The 18,783-nt window shown below is 65.3% G+C and carries 16 protein-coding genes; 5 read left to right on the top strand and 11 right to left on the bottom strand.

All coding sequences use genetic code 11. The annotated features are described in order from the left end of the window. Positions 1-23 precede the first annotated feature (23 nt). Both bluB and F1735_RS10575 read right to left on the bottom strand, forming a co-directional pair. Complete coding sequence (gene bluB / locus F1735_RS10580) at positions 24-680, bottom strand: 5,6-dimethylbenzimidazole synthase (protein ID WP_373888497.1); 657 nt, start codon at positions 678-680, stop codon at positions 24-26. Between the two features lie 73 nt (positions 681-753). Beyond that, complete coding sequence (locus F1735_RS10575) at positions 754-1,557, bottom strand: alpha/beta fold hydrolase (protein ID WP_167236886.1); 804 nt, start codon at positions 1,555-1,557, stop codon at positions 754-756. A gap of 254 nt (positions 1,558-1,811) precedes the next feature. On the opposite strand from F1735_RS10575, the gene F1735_RS10570 reads away from it, so the two are divergent. Continuing rightward, on the top strand, positions 1,812-3,182 hold the full coding sequence (locus F1735_RS10570) for a hypothetical protein (RefSeq protein WP_167236885.1): 1,371 nt from the start codon (positions 1,812-1,814) through the stop codon (positions 3,180-3,182). 85 nt (positions 3,183-3,267) lie between these two features. Continuing rightward, positions 3,268-4,689: a hypothetical protein gene (locus F1735_RS10565; protein ID WP_167236884.1), complete on the top strand. Its 1,422-nt coding sequence runs from the start codon at positions 3,268-3,270 to the stop codon at positions 4,687-4,689. Between the two features lie 88 nt (positions 4,690-4,777). On the opposite strand, the gene F1735_RS10560 is transcribed toward F1735_RS10565, so the two are convergent. The 4 genes from F1735_RS10560 to F1735_RS10545 form a co-directional block, all read right to left on the bottom strand. Beyond that, a complete protein-coding gene (locus tag F1735_RS10560) occupies positions 4,778-5,971 on the bottom strand; it encodes an aminotransferase-like domain-containing protein (RefSeq protein ID WP_166886822.1) in 1,194 nt (397 codons plus the stop codon). A 115-nt stretch (positions 5,972-6,086) separates the two neighbouring features. After that, complete coding sequence (locus F1735_RS10555; protein ID WP_167236883.1) at positions 6,087-6,548, bottom strand: RidA family protein; 462 nt, start codon at positions 6,546-6,548, stop codon at positions 6,087-6,089. A gap of 319 nt (positions 6,549-6,867) precedes the next feature. Beyond that, positions 6,868-7,782, bottom strand: a complete 915-nt coding sequence (locus F1735_RS10550; protein ID WP_229505705.1) for a DMT family transporter — start codon at positions 7,780-7,782, stop codon at positions 6,868-6,870. A gap of 3 nt (positions 7,783-7,785) precedes the next feature. Beyond that, positions 7,786-8,754 (bottom strand): threonine dehydratase, encoded by a 969-nt coding sequence (locus tag F1735_RS10545; RefSeq protein WP_167236882.1) that lies wholly within the window; start codon positions 8,752-8,754, stop codon positions 7,786-7,788. Positions 8,755-8,855: 101 nt separating this feature from the next. Here F1735_RS10545 and F1735_RS10540 point away from each other — a divergent pair, with 101 nt between their 5' ends. Next, on the top strand, positions 8,856-10,301 hold the full coding sequence (locus F1735_RS10540) for an aminotransferase-like domain-containing protein (protein WP_167236881.1): 1,446 nt from the start codon (positions 8,856-8,858) through the stop codon (positions 10,299-10,301). 78 nt (positions 10,302-10,379) lie between these two features. Continuing rightward, a complete protein-coding gene (gene htpG, locus F1735_RS10535) occupies positions 10,380-12,299 on the top strand; it encodes a molecular chaperone HtpG (protein WP_167236880.1) in 1,920 nt (639 codons plus the stop codon). A gap of 142 nt (positions 12,300-12,441) precedes the next feature. Here htpG and F1735_RS10530 read toward each other — a convergent pair whose 3' ends face one another. From F1735_RS10530 to F1735_RS10520, 3 genes are all read right to left on the bottom strand, one after another. Next, positions 12,442-12,987: an RBBP9/YdeN family alpha/beta hydrolase gene (locus F1735_RS10530; RefSeq protein ID WP_167236879.1), complete on the bottom strand. Its 546-nt coding sequence runs from the start codon at positions 12,985-12,987 to the stop codon at positions 12,442-12,444. Between the two features lie 85 nt (positions 12,988-13,072). Beyond that, positions 13,073-13,555: a hypothetical protein gene (locus tag F1735_RS10525; RefSeq protein ID WP_167236878.1), complete on the bottom strand. Its 483-nt coding sequence runs from the start codon at positions 13,553-13,555 to the stop codon at positions 13,073-13,075. Between the two features lie 133 nt (positions 13,556-13,688). Further along, positions 13,689-15,494, bottom strand: coding sequence for a cellulase family glycosylhydrolase (locus F1735_RS10520; RefSeq protein ID WP_167236877.1), 1,806 nt, complete (start codon positions 15,492-15,494; stop codon positions 13,689-13,691). Between the two features lie 298 nt (positions 15,495-15,792). Between F1735_RS10520 and F1735_RS10515 the strand changes: the two genes are divergently transcribed. Next, complete coding sequence (locus tag F1735_RS10515; RefSeq protein ID WP_167236876.1) at positions 15,793-16,437, top strand: energy transducer TonB; 645 nt, start codon at positions 15,793-15,795, stop codon at positions 16,435-16,437. Positions 16,438-16,468: 31 nt separating this feature from the next. Here the strand turns inward: F1735_RS10515 and kynA are convergent, their stop codons facing one another. Together kynA and kynU are read right to left on the bottom strand one after the other, a co-directional pair. Beyond that, positions 16,469-17,311 (bottom strand): tryptophan 2,3-dioxygenase, encoded by an 843-nt coding sequence (gene kynA / locus F1735_RS10510; RefSeq protein WP_167236875.1) that lies wholly within the window; start codon positions 17,309-17,311, stop codon positions 16,469-16,471. 22 nt (positions 17,312-17,333) lie between these two features. Further along, the gene (kynU, locus tag F1735_RS10505) at positions 17,334-18,575 is read right to left on the bottom strand and encodes a kynureninase (RefSeq protein ID WP_167236874.1); all 1,242 of its coding nucleotides are present in this window, start codon (positions 18,573-18,575) and stop codon (positions 17,334-17,336) included. Between the last annotated feature and the right edge of the window lie 208 nt (positions 18,576-18,783).

Here is an 18,783-nt window from a genome sequence, read left to right as displayed (position 1 = left end):
CGCGCAGGCGGGAACGACGGTGGCTATTCAACGTTCGCTTTTCGATCCCAGCGGTCGACGCACACCATGTCGTCCAGCTTCCTGCGCGACGCCCACCCCTCCATTTCGAGCATCGGCATCGGATAAAACTGCGCCACGTGTCCGATGCAGACCACTGCCACCGGCTTGCCGCCGGCCGGAATCGACAGCAGCGCGGCCAGCTTGTCGGGATCGAACAGCGACACCCAGCCCATCCCGCCCCCTTCCGCGCGCGAGGCCAGCCACATGTTCTGCAGCGCGCAGGCCACCGACGCCAGGTCCATTTCGGGCAAGGTGCGCCGTCCGAATACGTACTCTTCGCGCCGGTCCATCAGCGCCGCCACCAGCAACTCGCCGCATTCGCGAATTCCCTCGACCTTGAGCCGCATGAATTCCGCACCGCGTTCGCCCAGCGCCGCGGCCGTGGCCAGCCGTTCCTCGTCGACCAGCTGCACGATCGCCTCGCGCACGGCGTCGCTGCGGATGCGGATAAAGCGCCACGGCTGCATCATCCCCACGCTGGGGGCCAGGTGCGCCGCGTTGACCAGCCTTGCGAACAGCGCCTCGTCGATGGCGCCCGGCACAAAATGGCGCACGTCGCGGCGCGCGGCGATGGCGCGGTAGACGGCGTCGATATCGCCCTGGCTGAATGGATCGGTCACGGTGGCCTCGCAGGTGGCGGGCAGCGCGGAGTGCGCCGCCGGTGCCGCCATTATCCATGATCGGGCAGCCCGGCTACTTGAGCAAACGCGAGATGAAGGTGCGGATCAGCTCCGCGCTCTCGCTCGCCGCGCTCATGTGCGGGCAATGCCCGATATTGTCGACAAACGCCAGCCAGCTTACCGGCAGGTGGCGGCGCATGTACTCGCCCACTTCACGCGGGGCGATCATGTCATCGGTGCTTTGCAAAATCAAGGTGGGCGTGTGCGAGCGCGGCACGTCGGCGCGGTGGTCCGACAGGAAGGTGACGCGCGCGAAATGGCGGGCGATTTCGGGATCGTTGCGGCAAAAGCTGGCGGTCAGCTCCTGCTGCAGGTCGGGCTGGCCGGGCGCGCCCATGATCAGCGGCGCCATGTTGGCGGCCCATTTGAGGTAATTGTCGTGCATGAGGCGCAGCAGGGTGTCGATATCCTCGCGGTTAAAGCCGCCGATGTAATCGCCATCGTTGATGAAGCAGGGCGACGGGCCGACCATCACCTGGCCGGCGAACATGGCCGGCTCGCGGATCGCGGCCAGCATGCCGATCATGGCGCTGACCGAATGGCCGATGAAAACCACCGGCTCGTTGGCGAATTGGTGGATGATCTCGAGCAGGTCTTCGGCATGGCGGTGCAGGGTGGCGTAGTCGAATTCGTTGTAGGCCGACAGGTCGGAGCCGCCGCTGCCTACCAGGTCGTACAGGGCGACCTTGTAGTGGCCGGAAAAGGCGGGCAGCAGCTTGCGCCACATGCTCTGGTCGCAGCCGAAGCCGTGGCCGAATACCAGGGTGGAGGAACCGGTTCCGTAAAAATGGACGTTGTTGCGGTGCTGAATATTCATGGCGCATCCACGAGTGAGTACAGCATTGCTTCCCTTGCCTATCAGAGCGCGCGGTTGTCAGCTTATTCTATTCCTGTTATCAATACAATTGTGTCTTTGCTGCCGCTTGTGTGGCTTTATGCCTGATGGGTAGAGGACCCGGCGTGCCGCTCTTATAATGGCTGTACCGTGATCGGAAACCTTTTGATCCGCATAGGGATCCATCGACGATGCACGTTCCGCTTTCCCCCCCGCCACCGAGGCCGCTGGCCCAGATGCTGCTCCACGCGGCGCTGATCGCCTGGGGCGTTTCCCTTCTCTTGCCGGCGTTTACCCTCGAGAGCGAACGCTGGCCCGATTGGGGCCTGGACGTCATGCTGGACGGTTTGGTGCTTGGCTGGATGGTGAACGGATGGGCCGTGTATGCGAACGTGTTCTTCGCAGTCGGCGCCGTGCGTGTGCGCTCCGGCAAACCGGCCGGCCATGCCATCGGCGCCATGCTGTTATTGGCGGCAACGTTGCCTTTCCTCAAGGGCTCGTATGCCAATTTCTCATCGGGGACGGTCTGGCCGGTGGTCAGCTGGGGCTGGGGAGCCTTCCTCTGGCTGGTGTCGCTGGTGCTGCTCGCCGCTGCGGCGCGGGCAAAGGAGGAGCGCCTGGACAGGCGCGGGGCGGTGCGGTTCGGGCTCGCAATCGTGCTCGCCTGCGTGGCGGCGCTGGCGCTGCATGGCTACCAGTGGTGGTATGCGAACGAGCCCGACAGGCAGGCGCTGCTGTCGAACGGAATGATATTTACCGTCAGCGAATTATGTCCCTTCGCACTGGCCTGGCCGGCGCCGCTGGATGGGGCGACGGGCGAAGCGGTGGTGCTCGATATCGATCCGCTGCTGCGTAGCAGCAGCGGCGTCAAGCTCGATCTTCCCGCCGAGTTCACCGACGAACAGGGCGATGGCTCGGCCTGGCGCGTGCATCGCGTGGAAGGAACGTCCTCCACCGTGATGTTGAGGGAGAAGGCCCAGGCAGGATCGCTGGTACTGCAGTTCAAAGCCGAGGGCAAGGACACCGTCATGCGCTTGCTCAAAGGCGCGCCGCAGCGCGTGCTGTACGAGCAGCGTTTGCACGAGGTGGCGTCGGCCACAGGCGACGTCGGATTTTGCCCGCTGCTTGGCCGGAGCAGGTTTTCGCAGCGGGACGATTATGACAAGGCGTTGATGCGCGCCATGGCGCTCGATCCGCCCATTCAAGCGGGCACGCCATTGCCGCGTGCCGAGGAGGCGCGCGAACCGTGCGACTTCGGTACGGCCGATATCGACCGCATCAAAGGATTGCGCAACTGGGATGGGCGCGAGGTCATGATCTGGAGCGCGAGCCACCACAAGGTATCCGGCTTTTGCTCCGCAAGCTACATGGTGCTGGTGTATCACGGCGCGCCTCCGTATGAACCTGCGCTGTGGCAGTCGATGTACGTGTATGACCGCAAGACGCTCAAGCCCCTTGGCGTTTTCAGTCGCGGGGACAGTTGCCCGGATACCATGTGCGGGCCGGGAGTTGCCGTGACTGTCCAGGCAATCGGCCTCGATGGCAGAAAAGCCGTGATACAGACCACGCTGGGCAGCTATTCCGCCACGATGAACGACCGATTCTGACCATTGCGGCGCGGCCTGCGCTTCGTATCATGGCGCCTGCCCGTGAGCAACACCTTGCCAAGGGCATTTTCTGGTACAAGCGACGATGACTTCTCCAAGTACACCCGCGCACTTGCGGCCGGTCGATGTTGTCCTGATGGGCGCGGCGCTGCTCGCATGGATGGTTTCGATGGGGAGCCCGGTGTTTGCCACCGGGGCTGACAGTCCCCCGCTGCCGGGCGGTGGCCTCATGCTGCTCGGCCTGTTTTTCGGCGGGGCCGCCAACGGCTGGGCGGTGTATGCCAATCCCTTCTTCCTGTTCGCGGCGTGGCGTTTGTGCATGGGCAAGGTACCGCGCAAGTCCATCCTGCTCATGCTCATGCTCCTGTTCGCCGCCACCTTGCCCCTGTTGAACGGCATGCCCGGCATGAAGGGCGGGCACGGCGCGCACGCGGTCAGCTGGGGATGGGGCGCATTCATGTGGCTGTGGTCGCTGGTGCTGCTGACCGCCGCCACGGCGGCCAGGCGCACGATCATTGGCGTGCGCGGCGCGCTGGTGCTGGGACTCCTCATCGTGCTCAGTGTCGTCGCGGCGCTGGCGCTGCATGCGCGCCAGTGGCGCGCCGCCGGCCATGAAGACCGGCAGTTGCTTCTCCCTCTCGGCATGATCTACACTAGCAGCCAGTTATGCCCCGTTCCGCTGACCTGGCCCGTGCCGTCGGACGCGCCCGGCGGCGAGCCGCTGGTGCTCGACATCGATACGCGCGTGCTGGAACCGGCGGGCGCGGGGCCGGCGCTCGAACTGCCCGGCGGGTTCACCAAGGCGCATGCCGGCGGGGCGGCCTGGATCGCGTATTCCGACCGCGACGACAGCCTGATGATCAGGCAGGCGGCGCGGCCCGGCGCGCTGCTGCTGGAGGTAAAAGCGCTGGGCGACGGCGCCGTGCTGCGTTTGCTCAAAGGCGAACCGCGCCGGCTGCTGTACGAACAGCGGGTGGCCAGCGTCGACAGCGGTCGCGGCCGCCCCCGCAGTCTTTGCCCGCTCATGGCGCGCGCGCCCGATGTCGGGCTGCATTCCGAGTATGGGTTGGCGCTGCTGCGTGCCGTGGGCCAGGGTCTGCCGTTCGCGCACGACAAGCCGCTGGCGCGTGCCGAAACGGCGCGCCAGCGCTGCCCGATCGGCAGTGCCGACATCGACGGCATCGCCGGCCTGCGCTCGCTGGACGGGCGTGAAGTGATCGCGGCGGGAAGGATGGGCGGCATGGCCGGCTTCTGTTCCGCCAGCTACGTGGTGCTGGCCGGCGACCTGGCGCGTCCCGGCGACGCCCGCCTGCGCCCGGTGGTGCATGTGCTCGACCGGAAAAGCCTGCGGCCGCTGGCCCGCTTCGACGGGCAGCGCAGTTGCCCGCCGGCGATCTGCGCGCCGGGGCCGCAAGCCACGCTGGACGGCGTACACCTGGAGGGCGACAGCGCGGTGATTGAAACCTCGCGCGGCGAGTATGTGGCCACCTTGAGAAAACGGCCCTGACGCCGGCGCATCGGCGACCCGGCGCATCGAATGCAAAACGCCGTCCGCCAGTTGCCTGGGGGACGGCGCCGGGCTGCCGCGGCCGGGCTTACATCTGGGCGGCGATCAGCTTGCCGAGAATGGCGACGCCTTCACGGATACGCTCCGGCGGCACCGTCACGAAGGACAGGCGCAAGGTGTTCGTTTCCGGCTCGTTGGCGTAGAACGGCGCGCCCGGAACAAAAGCCACCTTGGCCGCGATGGCCTGGTCGAGCAGCTTCATGGCGTCGATATGCTTGGGCAGGGTGACCCAGATGAACATGCCGCCTTCGGGCTTGGTCCAGGTGACGCCTTCCGGGAAGAACTCGGCGACCGCGTCGAGCATCGCCTGGCACTGGTTGGCGTACAGCGCGCGGATGGTCGGGATGTGCTGGTCGAGGAAGCCATCCTTGACCACTTCGTAGACCACCATCTGCGTCAACTGCGCGGTGTGCAGGTCGGCGGCCTGCTTGGCCAGTTCCAGGCGGCGCACCAGCGGCAGCGGCGCCACCACGTAGCCGAGGCGGATGCCCGGCGTGAGCACTTTCGAGAACGAGCCCATGTAGATGACGCCGTCCGGGTTCATGTTCAGCATTTTCGGGAACGGCTCGCCCTTGTAGCTCAGCGCGCCGTACGGATCATCTTCGATCAGCGGCAGGCCGAGGCGGGCGCAGGTCTCGACCAGTTCCTGGCGGCGCTCGATGGACAGGCTGCGGCCGGTCGGATTCTGGAAGTTCGGCAGCGCGTACAGCAGGCGCGCGCCCTCGGCCACGGCGGCGATCGAGGACGGCACCAGGCCATGCTCGTCGGTTGCGACCGACTTGAATTCGGGGCGATACACCGAGAACGCCTGCAGCGCGCCCAGGTAGCTCGGCGTTTCGACCAGCACGCGGCTGCCTTCGTCGATCAGCACCTTGCCCAGCAGGTCGAGCGCCTGCTGCGAGCCGGAGGTCATCAGGACCTGTTCCGGCAGGATCTTGCAAGTGGCGGTGGACAGCGAATTGGCGATCCACTCGCGCAGCAGCGGGTAGCCATCGGTCGGACCGTATTGCAACGCGACTTTACCGTTTTCGGACAAGACCTTGTCGAAGGCCGCCTTCATGTGCTCGACCGGGAAGGTGGCGGGCGAGGGCAGGCCGCCGGCGAAGGAGATGATCTCCGGACGCTGGGTAATCTTCAGGATTTCGCGGATGAACGAACTCTGAAGCTGGCTGGCGCGCTCGGAAAAACGCCACTCGATGGGGTTTGGATTTTCGATTTTCATACTGGTCTCACAGTCAAGGCGGCCGGGTTCGCACTGGGCCGATTATAGAGCACGCTGGGTAAGCGGCTGGAAAGACGCCGCCGGATAAGCAGCGTCCGGGATAATGAATGATGGTTTAAGCGACTTCGACGATCATTTCGATTTCGACGCAGGCGCCGCGCGGATTCTGCGCCACGCCGAAGGCCGAGCGCGCATGCTTGCCGGCATCGCCGAACACCTCGGCCAGCAGTTCCGAGGCGCCATTGGTGACCAGGTGCTGGTCGGTGAAGCCGGGGGTCGAGTTGACCAGGCTCATCAGTTTGACGATACGCTTGACCTTGCCGAGATCGCCGCCGCAGGCTTCCTGCAGCGTGCCCAGCAGATCGATCGCAATCGCGCGCGCGGCGGCGACGCCCTGTTCGGTGCTGACGTCCTTGCCCAATTGGCCGGCGTTGACGGAACCGTCGGCGTTCTTCGCGATGTGTCCGGAAATAAACACCAGATTCCCGGTCTGGACATACATCACATACGCGGCGACGGGCGCGGCAGGTGGGCTGAGGGTGATATCAAGCGATTTCAGTGTGTCGTAGACGGTCATGGCGATTCCTCGGAAGCGGATAGAAAGAACAAGGCAGTATTGTACGTCGGGCACGACCGGCTGCCCACCGGAATCACGCCAAGGCCACAACTTGGGACAGCCACCGGTGAAACGACTTCCGAAACTCCTACAACCAGGGTCAGAGCTTTAATTCGAAACTTTTTCTCTCTATTAACGCGATCGCATTTGATCGATCGCATTTTCAGCGTTCCAAGGGCTTATCGGCCCGGCTTGCCGTGAAAAGCTTGCAAAACCGGCGCCTTCGGCGATTTTGCAACAAAAAAGTTTCTATTTAAAGCTCTGACCCCGGTTGGGGGTGTTAGCGTTTGATTTGCATGCGGCGGCCGATGGCGACGACGGCGATCACCGCGAGGGCGAAGCCGATGTTGGCGGGCTCGAGCGGCTCGCCCAGCAGCAGCCAGGCGCCAGCGAGCGTCATGAACGGTTGCAGTAGCTGCACTTGCCCCACCCGGGCAATGCCGCCGCGCGCCATGCCCCGGTACCAGAAGAAAAAGCCGATGAACATCGAGAATATCGATACGTACCCAAAGCCGATCCATGCCCGCGCGCCAGCCTCGGCCATCCGGTCCAGCTGCGGCAACGCCAGCCAGATTACCAGCGGTAACACCAGCGGCACCGACAATACCAGCGCCCAGCTGATCACTTGTTGCCCGCCCATGCTCTGCGATAATTTCCCTCCCTCGGCGTAGCCCACCGCCGCTGCCGCCACTGCCCCGAACATCAGCAGGTCGGCCTGGTGGAAGCTGCCGCCGCTCTGGCGCAGGGCGAAGCCGATTACGATGGCCGAACCCGCCAGGGCGGTCAGCCAGAAGCCGGGCGAGGGTTTTTCGTTGCCGCGCAGCGCGGACACGAGCGCCGTGGCCAGCGGCAGGATGCCGACCAGCACCGCGCCGTGCGAGGCCGGCACACTGCGCAAGGCAATCGAGGTCAGCCACGGAAAGCCGATCACGCAGCCGAGCGAGACCATCGCCAGCGGCCACAGCGCCGACCTCGGCGGCAGCGGGGCGCGCTTCCATACCAGCCAGATGGCCGCCAGCAGGGCCGCCACCAAGGCCCGCCCCAAGGCGACGAACACCGGCTCGAGCCCGGCCACCGCCATCCGCGTGAAGGGCAGCGTCAGGCTGAACAGGGCAACCCCGGCCAGCCCCAGCAGCATCCCGGCGCTCTCGTCCGACATGGCGGGCCGCGCCGCAATCGTCAAGGTGCTCGTCATGGCTCAGGGTCCTTGCAGGATGTGGCGAAACAGGTCGGCGTCGACATTGCCGCCAGTCAAAGGTAAGCCGATCTTCTTGCCCCGGATCAGCGGCCCGTCCTTGATCTGCATGGCCGCCGCCAGCGCCGCCGCGCCCGCGCCCTCGGCCAGGTTGTGGGTGCAGCGGTAATACAGGCGCATGGCGCGCGCGACTTCGTCGTCGGTCACGGCCAGCACGTCGTCGGCGTATTCGAGCACCGCCGCCAGCGACGCGGCATCGGCCACGCGGCACGCCAGCCCGTCGGCCACCACCGTGCTGACCGCCGCCTCGATGCTGTACCCGGCCCGGAACGAGAGCTGGTACGCCGGCGCATGGCTCGACACCACGCCGATGATCCGCGTTTTCACGCCCAGCGCGTGGCGCGCCGCGATGGCGCCGCAGATGCCCGAACCCTGGCCGATCGGCACCAGCACCAGGTCCAGGTCGGGCTGGGCGCGAAACAGTTCGAGCCAGCCGCTGGCCACGCCCGCCACCAGGTCGTCGTGGTAGGAGGGCACCATGTGCAGGCCTTCTTCGCGCATCAGCGCCAGCGCATGCTCGCGGCTTTCCTGGAAGTCGTGGCCATGTTCGATGACGCGCGCGCCCAGGCCGCGCATGCAGGCGTTCTTTTCCACGCTGTTCCCGTGCGGGACCACCACCGTCACCTGCAAGCCCAGGCGCGCGCCGCTGAAGGCGATCGCTTGCCCGTGGTTGCCGCGGCTCGGGGCGATGATGCCGCGCACCTCGGGCGCGCGCCGCGCCAGCGCATCGAGATAGACCACCGCGCCGCGCGCCTTGAAGGTGCCGAGCGGCGTGTGATTCTCGTGCTTGACCCAGGCCTCGGCGCCGAGCGCCTCGTTCAGCAGCGGCCACGAATACTGCGGCGTGGGCGGCATGGCGTGGTAGACAAGGGCCGCGGCGGCATCGAGTTCGGCAAGGGACGGCAAGTACATGGCGCTCTTTCAAAGGTGGGTCGATGGGTGTATCCTAGATGAGAAAACCAGTACAGTACAAGTACACTTATCCACATAATTATGCATACTGTGACGGTGCCATGACCAATACAAGCATTCCCGCGATGGGCCTGCTCACGCGCGGCTCGGGCGAAACGCTGATCGACCAGATCGTGCGTTCGGTCTCCAACCGCATCGACGATAAACTCCTGCGCAGCGGCGCGCGCATGCCGTCGATCCGCCAGTTCGCGGCCACCCACGGCGTATCGTGCTTCACGGTGGTGGCCAGCTACGACAAGCTGGTGGCCAAGGGCTACGTGGAGTCGCGCCGGGGCGCCGGCTTCTTCGTGCGCGAGCGCTCGCCGCTGAACGCCGGCGAGCGCTCGGCGCCGGACGCCGCCCCGGCGCCGCTGGAAACCAAGCCGCTCGACGTGGTCTGGCTGATCCGCAACATGTTCCGTCCCGCGCCCTCGCAGCGCGTGCCCGGTTCCGGCGTGCTGCCGTCCGAATGGCTGGACGGCCCGATGATCGCCAACGCCCTGCGCGCTGTCAGCCGCCAGAGCGCCGCGCTGCTGCTTAACTACGGCATGCCGCAGGGCTTCCTGCCGCTGCGCCAGCAGCTCCAGCTGAAGCTGGCCGAGCTCGAAATCGACGCCGCGCCCGAGCAGTTTGTCACCACCGTCGGCGTGACCCAGGCGCTGGACCTGGTGGCGCGCGAGTTCACCCGCCCCGGCGACACCATTTTGGTCGACGACCCGGCCTGGTTCCTGATGTTCGGCGCTTTTGCGGCGATGGGGCTGAAGGTGGTCGGCATCGCGCGCCTGCCCGATGGCCCGGACCTCGCCCAGCTGGCCGCCATGGCGGCGCTGCACAAGCCCAAACTGTACGTGATCAATTCGGTGCTGCACAATCCCACTTCCACCTCGCTGTCGGCGGCCAAGGCGTTCCAGGTGCTGCGCATCGCCGAGGAACACGGCTTTACCATCGTCGAAGACGATATCTACTGCGACCTGCATCCCGGCAGCGCGGTGCAGCCGGCCACGCGCATGGCGGCGCTCGACCAGCTGAAACGGGTGATTTACCTGGGCGGCTTTTCCAAGTCGCTGGCGGCCAACCTGCGGGTCGGCTTCATCGCCACTTCGCCCGAGTGGGCCCAGCGCCTGTGCGACCGCAAGATGCTGGCCACGCTCACCACCAGCGACATCGGCGAGCGCGTGGTCTACAAAGTGCTCTCCGAGGGCTTGTACCGCAAGCACGCCGACCGCCTGCGCGCACGGCTCGACGCGGTGCGTGCGCGCACGGTGCGCCAGATGGAAAAGGTCGGCTTGCGCATCGATGTGGCGCCGCCGGCGGGCATGTTCATCTGGGCCGACACCGGTGTCGATACCATTTCCCTGGCCGAACGCGCCATGAGCGCCGGTTTGCTGCTGGCGCCGGGCGCGCTGTTTTCGCCCAGCCAGCTGCCGTCGACCCGGATGCGCATGAATGTGTCGACCTCCCAGGAGCCGGGCGTATGGGAATTTCTGGCCAAGGAACTGGGGCGCTGATTGCGCAGGCCTTGAAATCGCCCGGAACACCCCCATTTCTGCACAATCCGTTCAACCCGTCTTACACGAGGACTAAAAATGGCTGTCGCCGAAAAAGAAACCCTTGGTTTTCAAGCAGAAGTAAAACAGTTGCTGCAACTGATGATCCACTCCCTGTACTCGAACAAGGAGATCTTCCTGCGCGAGCTCATTTCGAACGCGTCCGACGCGTCCGACAAGCTGCGCTTCGAGGCGATCAATAACGACGCTTTGTACGGTAACGACCATGAACTGAAAATCCGGGTCGCCTTTAACAAGGAAGCGCGCACGGTCACCATTTCCGACAACGGCATCGGCATGAGCCGCGAGGAAGTCATCTCGCACCTGGGCACCATCGCCAAGTCGGGCACCAAGGAATTCTTCGGCAAACTGTCCGGCGACCAGCAGGCCGACGCGGCCCTGATCGGCCAGTTCGGCGTGGGCTTCTACTCGGGCTTCATCGTGGCCGACAAGATCACGGTCGAAACCCGCCGCGCCGGCGCCGACGCATCCGAGGGCGTGCGCTGGGAGTCGGCGGGCGAGGGCGATTACAGCGTCGAAGCGATCGAGAAGACCGCGCGCGGCACCGATATCATCCTGCACCTGCGCGAAGGCGAGGACGAGTTGCTGTCGAGCTGGAAGCTGAAATCGATCATCCGCAAGTACTCGGACCACATCTCGCTGCCGATCGTGATGCAAAAGGACGAGTGGGACGCCGAGAAAAGCGAGACGGTCCTCAAGGACGAAACCGAGACGGTCAACCAGGCCAGCGCGCTGTGGGCCCGCAACAAGAACGACATCACGCCCGAGCAGTACGAGGAATTCTACAAGCACGTCTCGCACGACTTCCAGGCGCCGCTGGCCCATACCCATAACCGGGTCGAGGGCCGCAGCGAATACACGCAACTGCTGTACGTGCCGAGCCACGCCCCGTTCGACCTGTGGGACCGCAACAAGCGCGGCGGCATCAAGCTGTACGTCAAGCGCGTGTTCATCATGGACGATGCCGAGCAGCTGATGCCGGCCTACCTGCGCTTCATCAAGGGCGTGATCGATTCGAACGACCTGCCGCTGAACGTGTCGCGCGAGATCCTGCAGGAGTCGCGCGATGTGAAGGTGATCCGCGAAGGCTCGACCAAGCGGGTGCTGGGCATGCTCGAAGAATTGGCCAACGCCGAGGAGCAGGAAAAGAAGGACAAGTACACCACCTTCTGGAAGGAATTCGGCCAGGTTCTCAAGGAAGGCATTGGCGAAGACGCCGGCAACCTCGAACGCATCGCCAAGCTGCTGCGTTTCGCTTCGACCGCCAACGAGAACGCCGACCAGGCTACCTCGCTGGCCGACTACATCGGGCGCATGAAGGAAGGCCAGGAGAAGGTTTACTACGTCACCGGCGACAATTACACCGCTGCCAAGAACAGCCCGCACCTCGAAATCTTCCGCAAGAAGGGCGTGGAAGTGCTGTTGATGACCGACCGCGTCGATGAATGGATGCTGTCGTTCCTGACCGAGTTCGAAGGCAAGGAACTGGTGTCGGTGGCCAAGGGTGGCCTCGACCTGGGCGGCCTGGAAGACGAAGCCGAGAAGAAGGAACACGAAGAAACCGAAACCTCGTACAAGGACCTGGTCGAGCGCATGAAGGCGGCGCTGGGCGAGAAGGCCAAGGACGTGCGCGTGACGTTCCGCCTGACCGATTCGCCAGCCTGCCTGGTGGCCGATGAAAACGAGCTGTCGGGGAACCTGCTGCGCATGTTGAAGGCGGCGGGCCAGAGTGCGCCGGAGTCGAAGCCGATCCTGGAGATCAACCCGAATCACCCGCTGGTGACGCGTTTGAAGAACGAAGACGCGGCCAGCACGCAGTTCGGCGACTGGGCGCACATCCTGTTCGACCAGGCGCTGCTGGCTGAAGGCGGTTCGCTGAGCGATCCGGCGACCTTCGTGAAGCGCTTGAACGAGATGCTGCTCGCTGGCGCGAAGTAACTTCTATCGACCCTTACCTTTAAAACCGTCGTTCCCGCGCAGGCGGGAACCCAAGGCACGTTCGCTTAGCATGGAAAACTTGGGTTCCCGCCTGCGCGGGAACGACGGATCTTCATTCTGCGGTCTCGGAAATAGCGCGGGCTCAGGCCGACACCCGCTTGCACAGCTCCCGCAACAGCTTCTCCCCCTCCGGCCAGTCGCCGTATCCGCTCTCCCCATTGACATGCCCGGCGTCGCCAATCTCGACGCAGCGGCTGCCCCACGCCTCGGCAAACGCGCGTGCGCGTTCGATCGATACATACGGGTCGTTGGTGCTGGCCACCACGATGCTCGGAAACGGCAGCTTTTGCAGCCGCATCGGCGCAAAACCCAGCGCTTCGGCCGGAAACGACAGTCCTTCCGCATCGGCCGGCGCCACCAGCAAGGCCCCGCTGATACCGAGCGTTGATTCCGAACGCGCCCAGTGCGCCACCAGGCCGCACGCCAGGCTGTGCGCCACCAGGATCGGCGGCCCTTCGCTCATCGCAACAGCCGCATCGAGTTCATCGACCCATTCGTGGCAATCGGGATTGTTCCAGTCGCGGTGTGCGACCCGCTTCCATGCGGGGTTGCGCTGTTCCCAGTGCGTTTGCCAGTGCGACGGCCCCGAATTCCAGATCCCCGCCAAAGTCAGTACATCGCAATCCATTAGCCCTCCGTCGTAAGTGAGTCGATAGCACCGGTTGTACGGCTAAACACCACACCGGCCGCGTCACAGGCGTGCGGCTGCGCGCTTAGAAGGACAGGGTCAGCGATCCATGAAAGGGCACGGACGCCCAGCGCGCCGTCAACGCCAGCGCACCTTCGTACAGCAGTTCGTGCGCATCGATCCCAGCCAGGTCGAAGGGCGCGCGCTCGCGCGCAATGCACGCCGTGCGCACCGCTTCGGCGAAGTCGGCCTCGTCGAAGCGGCCGCTCCAGAGCTGGGTCTGGAGCGCTTCGACCACTGCTTCGACCTGGATTGCCTCGGTTTCCACCTGCCGGCCGGCCGGGTCGTGGGCGATCTCCATGGCGAAGCTGGCCTCGGCGCCGCGGGCAACCAGTCCGGTGAAGCCGTTGCGCAGTCCCAGCCCCGATTCGACCACGTAGTGAACCAGGTCGTGCGGCAGGATGCCCTGGCGCGGCATCGCCGTCTGGGTACTGCTGCCGTCGTCGCGCAGGTAGCGCAGGCGGTCGAGTTTGTCCGATTTGCCGAGTTTTTCCGCTATCAGTTGCATCGTCTCAGGTGCGATGGGCGGCCGCAGCCGCCGCATCGACAAAGTGATTGTGACCTGCATGATAACCCAGCTGGCGGGCGGCGGCGCAGACCGCGACAGCGCCGCCGCCAGCCTGGCGCGACGCCTGTCCGGCTTAGCGCGCGGCCTTGCTCACCTTGATCCAGTTCAGGTTCCAGCCGCCCTGTTTCGCATACACCCCGAAGGAATGGCTGCCCGCATTGAGCGTGACGGTCTTGTTGACCGAGGCCCAGTTCTGCCAGCCACCGGTGGCCGGCAGCGCTACCGTGGCGTAGTTCGGCTTGCCGCCGGCTTCCTCGAAACTCAGTTCGCCGCCGCCCGGACTGGCCACCCGGAATTCGATCGTGTAGGCGCCCGTTTCGGGAATGAGCACGGGCGCGTTGGTGTACGACATCCAGTCGCCGGTGTCGATATGGCTGGCGTTCCTGCCGCCGCCGGCGTCGGTGGTCGGTTCCGACTCCACGCCGCTCATGCTGGCATGGTCTTCGGCCTGGATCAGCGCGATCTGCCCGCCCGATCCGGCGGCGGCGATGCCGATCCAGTTCAGGTTAAAGCCGCCGGCCTTGGCCGCGATCCCGATCGACTGCTTGCCGGCGGGGAGCTGCACGTCGTGCGAGATGGTGCTCCAGCTTTGCCAGCCGCCGGTCGCGCCCACCGCCTTGGTGCCGAACACCGGGCTGCCGCCAGCCCGTTCCAGGCTGATGCTGCCGCCGCCATTGGCGCTGGCCACGCGGTACGAGACCGTGTACAGCCCGGCGGACGGCACGTCGACCGTGTAGTTCATCCAGTCGCCGCTGTCGATGTAGCCGACGTTCTGGCCGCCGCCGGCGTCGCTGGTCGCTTCCAGCTGCACGCCGCTCATCTGGCACCAGGCTTCGGCCTGGATGGTCGATGGCACGCTGGCGGTGGCGCAGCCGGCGTCCGGCGTCGACGGCCAGTTGCGCACCGTCTCGCGCGCCTGCTTGCCCGATTCGCTCAGGTCCCAGTTGGCCCAGCCACCATTGGAACTGGCGCCCGGCACCAGGCTGGCCGAGCCTTCCCTGGCATCATCGAGCGCCCAGTTGGCGTTGCTGATGTTGTGCTTCTTCATGAAGTCGATCCAGGCGTTGGTTTCGGGGTAGTTCACGCCGCCGTTGCCGTCGGCGTTGACCGAACCCCATTCGGTCACGAACAGGGCCAGGCCGTTGTTCATGGCGGTGGCGGCCTTGTCGCGCAGGTATTGGGTGTGGGTGCCGGCGTAGAAGTGCAGGGTGTAGGCGATGTTGCTGTGGCCCGTGATCGGATTGCGCGAGGCGATGTCGGCGTCCTGCGACCAGTGCGGCGAGCCGACGATGATCAGGTTGTCGGGATCGATTGCCCGGATCGCGGCGATCACCGCTTGCGCGTACGGCTTGACGTTGGCGTCCCAGGTGACGTCGTCCTTCGGTTCGTTGTAGATCTCGTAGATGACGTGCTTGTGGTTGCCGTAGGTGCGCGCCATCTCCTGGAAGAACGCGATCGCTTCGTTTTGATGGCGGAAGGCGTAGTGCGAGTGCCAGTCGATGATGACGTACATGTCCTTGGCGATGGCGGCGTCCACCACGGCCTTGACGCGCGCCTTGTTATCGGCCGGGAACTGGATGTAGCCGCCGTCTTCTTCCACGCCCATGGCGGCGCGCACCAGCTTGGCCTTCCAGTCGTCCTTGAGCCAGCCGACCGCGCCGGCGTTGTAGAAGCGCGCGCCGGGCCAGCCGTTGTTGGACCAGTACAGGCTGCTGCCGCTGATGCTGCCCGGCTTGCCGCCGACCAGCACCTGGTTGCCGGCCACCGACAGCGCCGGCACATCGGCCAGCGCGGCGCCGGCGCACAGCGACAGCGCGAGGACGCCGGCAAGGCGGGTCAAAGTGCGGGATGCTGCTGCGTTCTTGAGGGTCATGCTCATCGCTATTGTCTCCTGAAGGGATGTCGGTGACCGAGGGGCGACGCGCCAGTGGCGGGATCGGGCTTGCTGCCATCTCGGTTCTGCATGCGGCGCGCGCTGGCGCCTGTGGTCCCCGAATAGTTTTGAAATCGTTTTCAGGTCACTGTGGAACATTTGACATCACGCTCTCCTGCAAGTCAATGGAAACCTTTCCGCCGTGCGGCGTGGAAGAAACACTGATTTACTGCAAGTACCGGTGAATCGCTTAACATTCCGGGGTCCGGCATGGGGCCGATATCAATCAATGGAAAGCGTGAGCGTGATCAAATCAATCTACCGGGTCGCCGCAGTGCTTGTGACCTTGCTTGCCGCCGTCACTGGCCGGGCCCAGGAGGCCGCGGGTGAGCTGTATGAACCGAGCCTGATCGGCTGCCAGACACCCCAGTGGGTGCCGGAAGCGATGCGCTATGAACTCGAAGGAAGCACCGTCCTCAGTTACGAGGTCGACGATCGCGGGCGGCCGGCATCGATTCGCATTGCGCGCAGCAGCGGCTGGAAAATCGTCGATCAGATGTCGATCCGCACGCTGTCAAGTTGCCGCTACGAGGTGCCGGCCGGGCCGCAAGCGGTGCCTGCCCGATTGAGGAAGGCCCACGACTGGGCCCTGCGCGACAATGGGCAGGCGCCTTCGCCCGCCGCGCTGGTGGAGGGCAGTTGCCAGGCGTCGGCCTTGTTCGGCGGCTTCACTCCCTTCACCCGCAAGGTGATTGCGCGCGACGACGCCATGCTCGTGCGCTTTTTGCTCGATGAAGCGGGCAAGCCGTTCGGCATCAAATTCGAGGAGAGCGACCCTGCTCGCGTCAGCGCGGCGAGCGCTTTCATCGAATCGTGCCGCTTCACGCCAGCCACCGTGGCCGGCAGGGCGGTACGCGGCAATTTGTACGGCTGGCTCAGCCTCAAATAGTCGTGTGAGGGCGGGCGCGCGCTTGCCCCGCTTACAGGGCCGTGCGCAGCGCGAACAACTCCGGGAACAGCACCACATCGAGCATCTTGCGCAGGTAGCTCACCCCGGCCGTGCCGCCGGTGCCGGTTTTGAAACCGATGATGCGTTCGACCGTCGTCACGTGGCGGAAGCGCCAGAAGCGAAAGGCGGTCTCCATGTCCACCAGCTTTTCGGCCAGTTCGTACAAGGCCCAGTGCTGCGACGGGTCCTGGTACACGGTCAGCCAGGCCGCCTTGACCGAGTCGTCGGCGCGGGTCGGCAGGGTCCAGTCGGCGTTCAGGCGTTCGGGCGCGATGGCAAAGCCGCTGCGCGCGAGCAGCATCACCGCTTCGTCGTAGACCGAGGGCGCGCGCAGTTCGCGCTCGAGCAGCGCGTGCGCCGCCGGCGCGGTGTCGTGTACATTCAACAGCGCCGCGTTCTTGTTCCCGAGCAGGAACTCGAGTTCGCGGTACTGGTGCGACTGGAAGCCCGACGACGCGCCCAGGAACGGGCGGATGGCGGTGTATTCGGTCGGCGTCATGGTCGCCAGCACGTCCCAGGCGTGTACCAGCTGGTCCATGATGCGCGCCACCCGCGCCAGCATCTTGAAGGCCGGCGCCAGTTCGCCGGCGCGCAGGTTGGCGCGCACCGCGTGCAATTCGTGCAGCATCAGCTTGAGCCACAATTCGCTGGTCTGGTGCTGCACGATGAACAGCATTTCATTGTGGTTGGGCGAGCGTGGATGCTGGGCGCCCAGGATCTGGTCGAGTCCCAGGTAGTCGCCGTAGCTCATCGCTTCGCTGAAATCCATCTTGGCGCCGTGCCATTGGGCCGGGCATTTTGCTTCTTCGGACATGATTCGCTCTCAGGCTGTTCGGTCAGGTTACTGCGCCGCGGCTGGCGGCAATATCGTAGGCTCGGTCGTCCAGAATCTGGCGCAGGATCTCGACCGCGTCCCAGACGTCGGCAAAGCTGGTGTACAGCGGCGTAAAGCCGAAGCGCATGATGGCCGGCTCGCGGTAGTCGCCGATGACGCCGCGCGCGATCAGGGCTTGCATCACCGCGTAGCCGTGCGGGTGGGTAAAGCTCACCTGGCTGCCGCGCCGCGCATGCTCGCGCGGGGTGGCAAGGCCCAGCGGATGGCTGGCGCAGCGCTCTTCGACCAGGGCGATGAACATATCGGTCAGGGCCAGCGACTTGGCGCGGATGGCGTGCATGGCGGTTTGTTCGAAGATTGCGAGCCCGCATTCGACCAGGGCGAGCGAGACGATCGGCTGGGTGCCGCACAGCGCGCGTCCGATGCCGGCGGTCGGCTCGAATTCGGGCGCCATGGCAAACGGCCGGGCGTGGCCCCACCAGCCCGACAGCGGCTGGGTGAAGGCCGCCTGGTGGCGCTCGGGCACCCAGATAAAGGCCGGCGCGCCGGGGCCGCCGTTGAGGTACTTATATGTACAGCCGACGGCCAGGTCGGCGCCGTCGCCGTGCAGGTCGAGCGGCACGGCGCCGGCCGAGTGGGCCAGGTCCCACAGGATCAGCGCGCCCTGTTCGTGCGCGTGGCGGCTCATGGCGGCCATGTCGTGCTGGTAGCCGGTGCGGTAGTTCACGTGCGTGAGCATGACGACGGCGCAGTCTGGCCCGACAGCGCCGGGAAGCTCCGCGACCGAGTCGACCAGGCGCACGGCGTAGCCGCGGTCGAGCCAGCCGGTCAGGCCCTGGGCCATGTACAGGTCGGTGGGAAAGTTGCTGCGTTCGGTGACGATGAGCTTGCGCTCGGGCGAGCCCGACTGCATGTGCAGGGCCGCGGCCAGCGCCTTGAACAGGTTGAGCGAGGTGGTGTCGTTGACGACGACCTCGCCGGCGCGCGCGCCGATCAGCGGGGCCAGGCGGTCGCCGAGGCGTTTGGGCAGGTCGAACCAGCCGGCCGTGTTCCAGCTGGTGATCAGGTCGCGGCCCCATTCGCGCGCGATGACGTCCTGGGCGCGGGCCAGGGCGGCGCGCGGGCGGGCGCCCAGCGAGTTGCCGTCGAGGTAGATCAGGCCGTCGGGCAGGTCGAATTGCTGGCGCAGGGGGGCCAGGGCATCGCCGGCGTCGAGGGCAAGGCAGTCGTTACGGTTCATCATTCACCTCGGAAATACTTTAGGCTTCATCTAATTCAGGCCAACGCGCGAGTGTAGCAAGAATTCGGCGCAAGATGGCTTCGTTTTTGCCAAAAAAATATTCAAAAATCAAACTTTAAAAATCGTCATGATTGCAATAGTTGTATATGATTAATGTGCTGTGTGGCATCAATGCGGAGTCATCCGTGGGCTTGTTCGACCCGCTTGCATA

Origin of the sequence: Massilia genomosp. 1 (genome assembly GCF_011682185.1) — a bacterium.
Taxonomy (GTDB): Bacteria; Pseudomonadota; Gammaproteobacteria; order Burkholderiales; family Burkholderiaceae_D; genus Telluria_A; species Telluria_A rubra.
The sequence above is the reverse complement of the archived record's forward strand: the minus strand, read 5'-3'. Positions and strand labels throughout refer to the sequence as shown.

Bases quoted from the DNA above. Each gene is read 5' to 3' on its own strand.
- kynA (WP_167236875.1), bottom strand. From the start codon at position 17,311: ATGTCCGAAGAAGCAAAATGCCCGGCCCAATGGCACGGCGCCAAGATG.
- F1735_RS10575 (WP_167236886.1), bottom strand. From the start codon at position 1,557: ATGAATATTCAGCACCGCAACAACGTCCATTTTTACGGAACCGGTTCC.
- F1735_RS10530 (WP_167236879.1), bottom strand. From the start codon at position 12,987: ATGGATTGCGATGTACTGACTTTGGCGGGGATCTGGAATTCGGGGCCG.
- F1735_RS10540 (WP_167236881.1), top strand. From the start codon at position 8,856: ATGACCAATACAAGCATTCCCGCGATGGGCCTGCTCACGCGCGGCTCG.
- F1735_RS10525 (WP_167236878.1), bottom strand. From the start codon at position 13,555: ATGCAACTGATAGCGGAAAAACTCGGCAAATCGGACAAACTCGACCGC.
- kynU (WP_167236874.1), bottom strand. From the start codon at position 18,575: ATGATGAACCGTAACGACTGCCTTGCCCTCGACGCCGGCGATGCCCTG.
- htpG (WP_167236880.1), top strand. From the start codon at position 10,380: ATGGCTGTCGCCGAAAAAGAAACCCTTGGTTTTCAAGCAGAAGTAAAA.
- F1735_RS10555 (WP_167236883.1), bottom strand. From the start codon at position 6,548: ATGACCGTCTACGACACACTGAAATCGCTTGATATCACCCTCAGCCCA.
- F1735_RS10550 (WP_229505705.1), bottom strand. From the start codon at position 7,782: ATGACGAGCACCTTGACGATTGCGGCGCGGCCCGCCATGTCGGACGAG.
- F1735_RS10570 (WP_167236885.1), top strand. From the start codon at position 1,812: ATGCTGCTCCACGCGGCGCTGATCGCCTGGGGCGTTTCCCTTCTCTTG.
- F1735_RS10565 (WP_167236884.1), top strand. From the start codon at position 3,268: ATGACTTCTCCAAGTACACCCGCGCACTTGCGGCCGGTCGATGTTGTC.
- F1735_RS10560 (WP_166886822.1), bottom strand. From the start codon at position 5,971: ATGAAAATCGAAAATCCAAACCCCATCGAGTGGCGTTTTTCCGAGCGC.
- F1735_RS10520 (WP_167236877.1), bottom strand. From the start codon at position 15,494: ATGAGCATGACCCTCAAGAACGCAGCAGCATCCCGCACTTTGACCCGC.
- F1735_RS10545 (WP_167236882.1), bottom strand. From the start codon at position 8,754: ATGTACTTGCCGTCCCTTGCCGAACTCGATGCCGCCGCGGCCCTTGTC.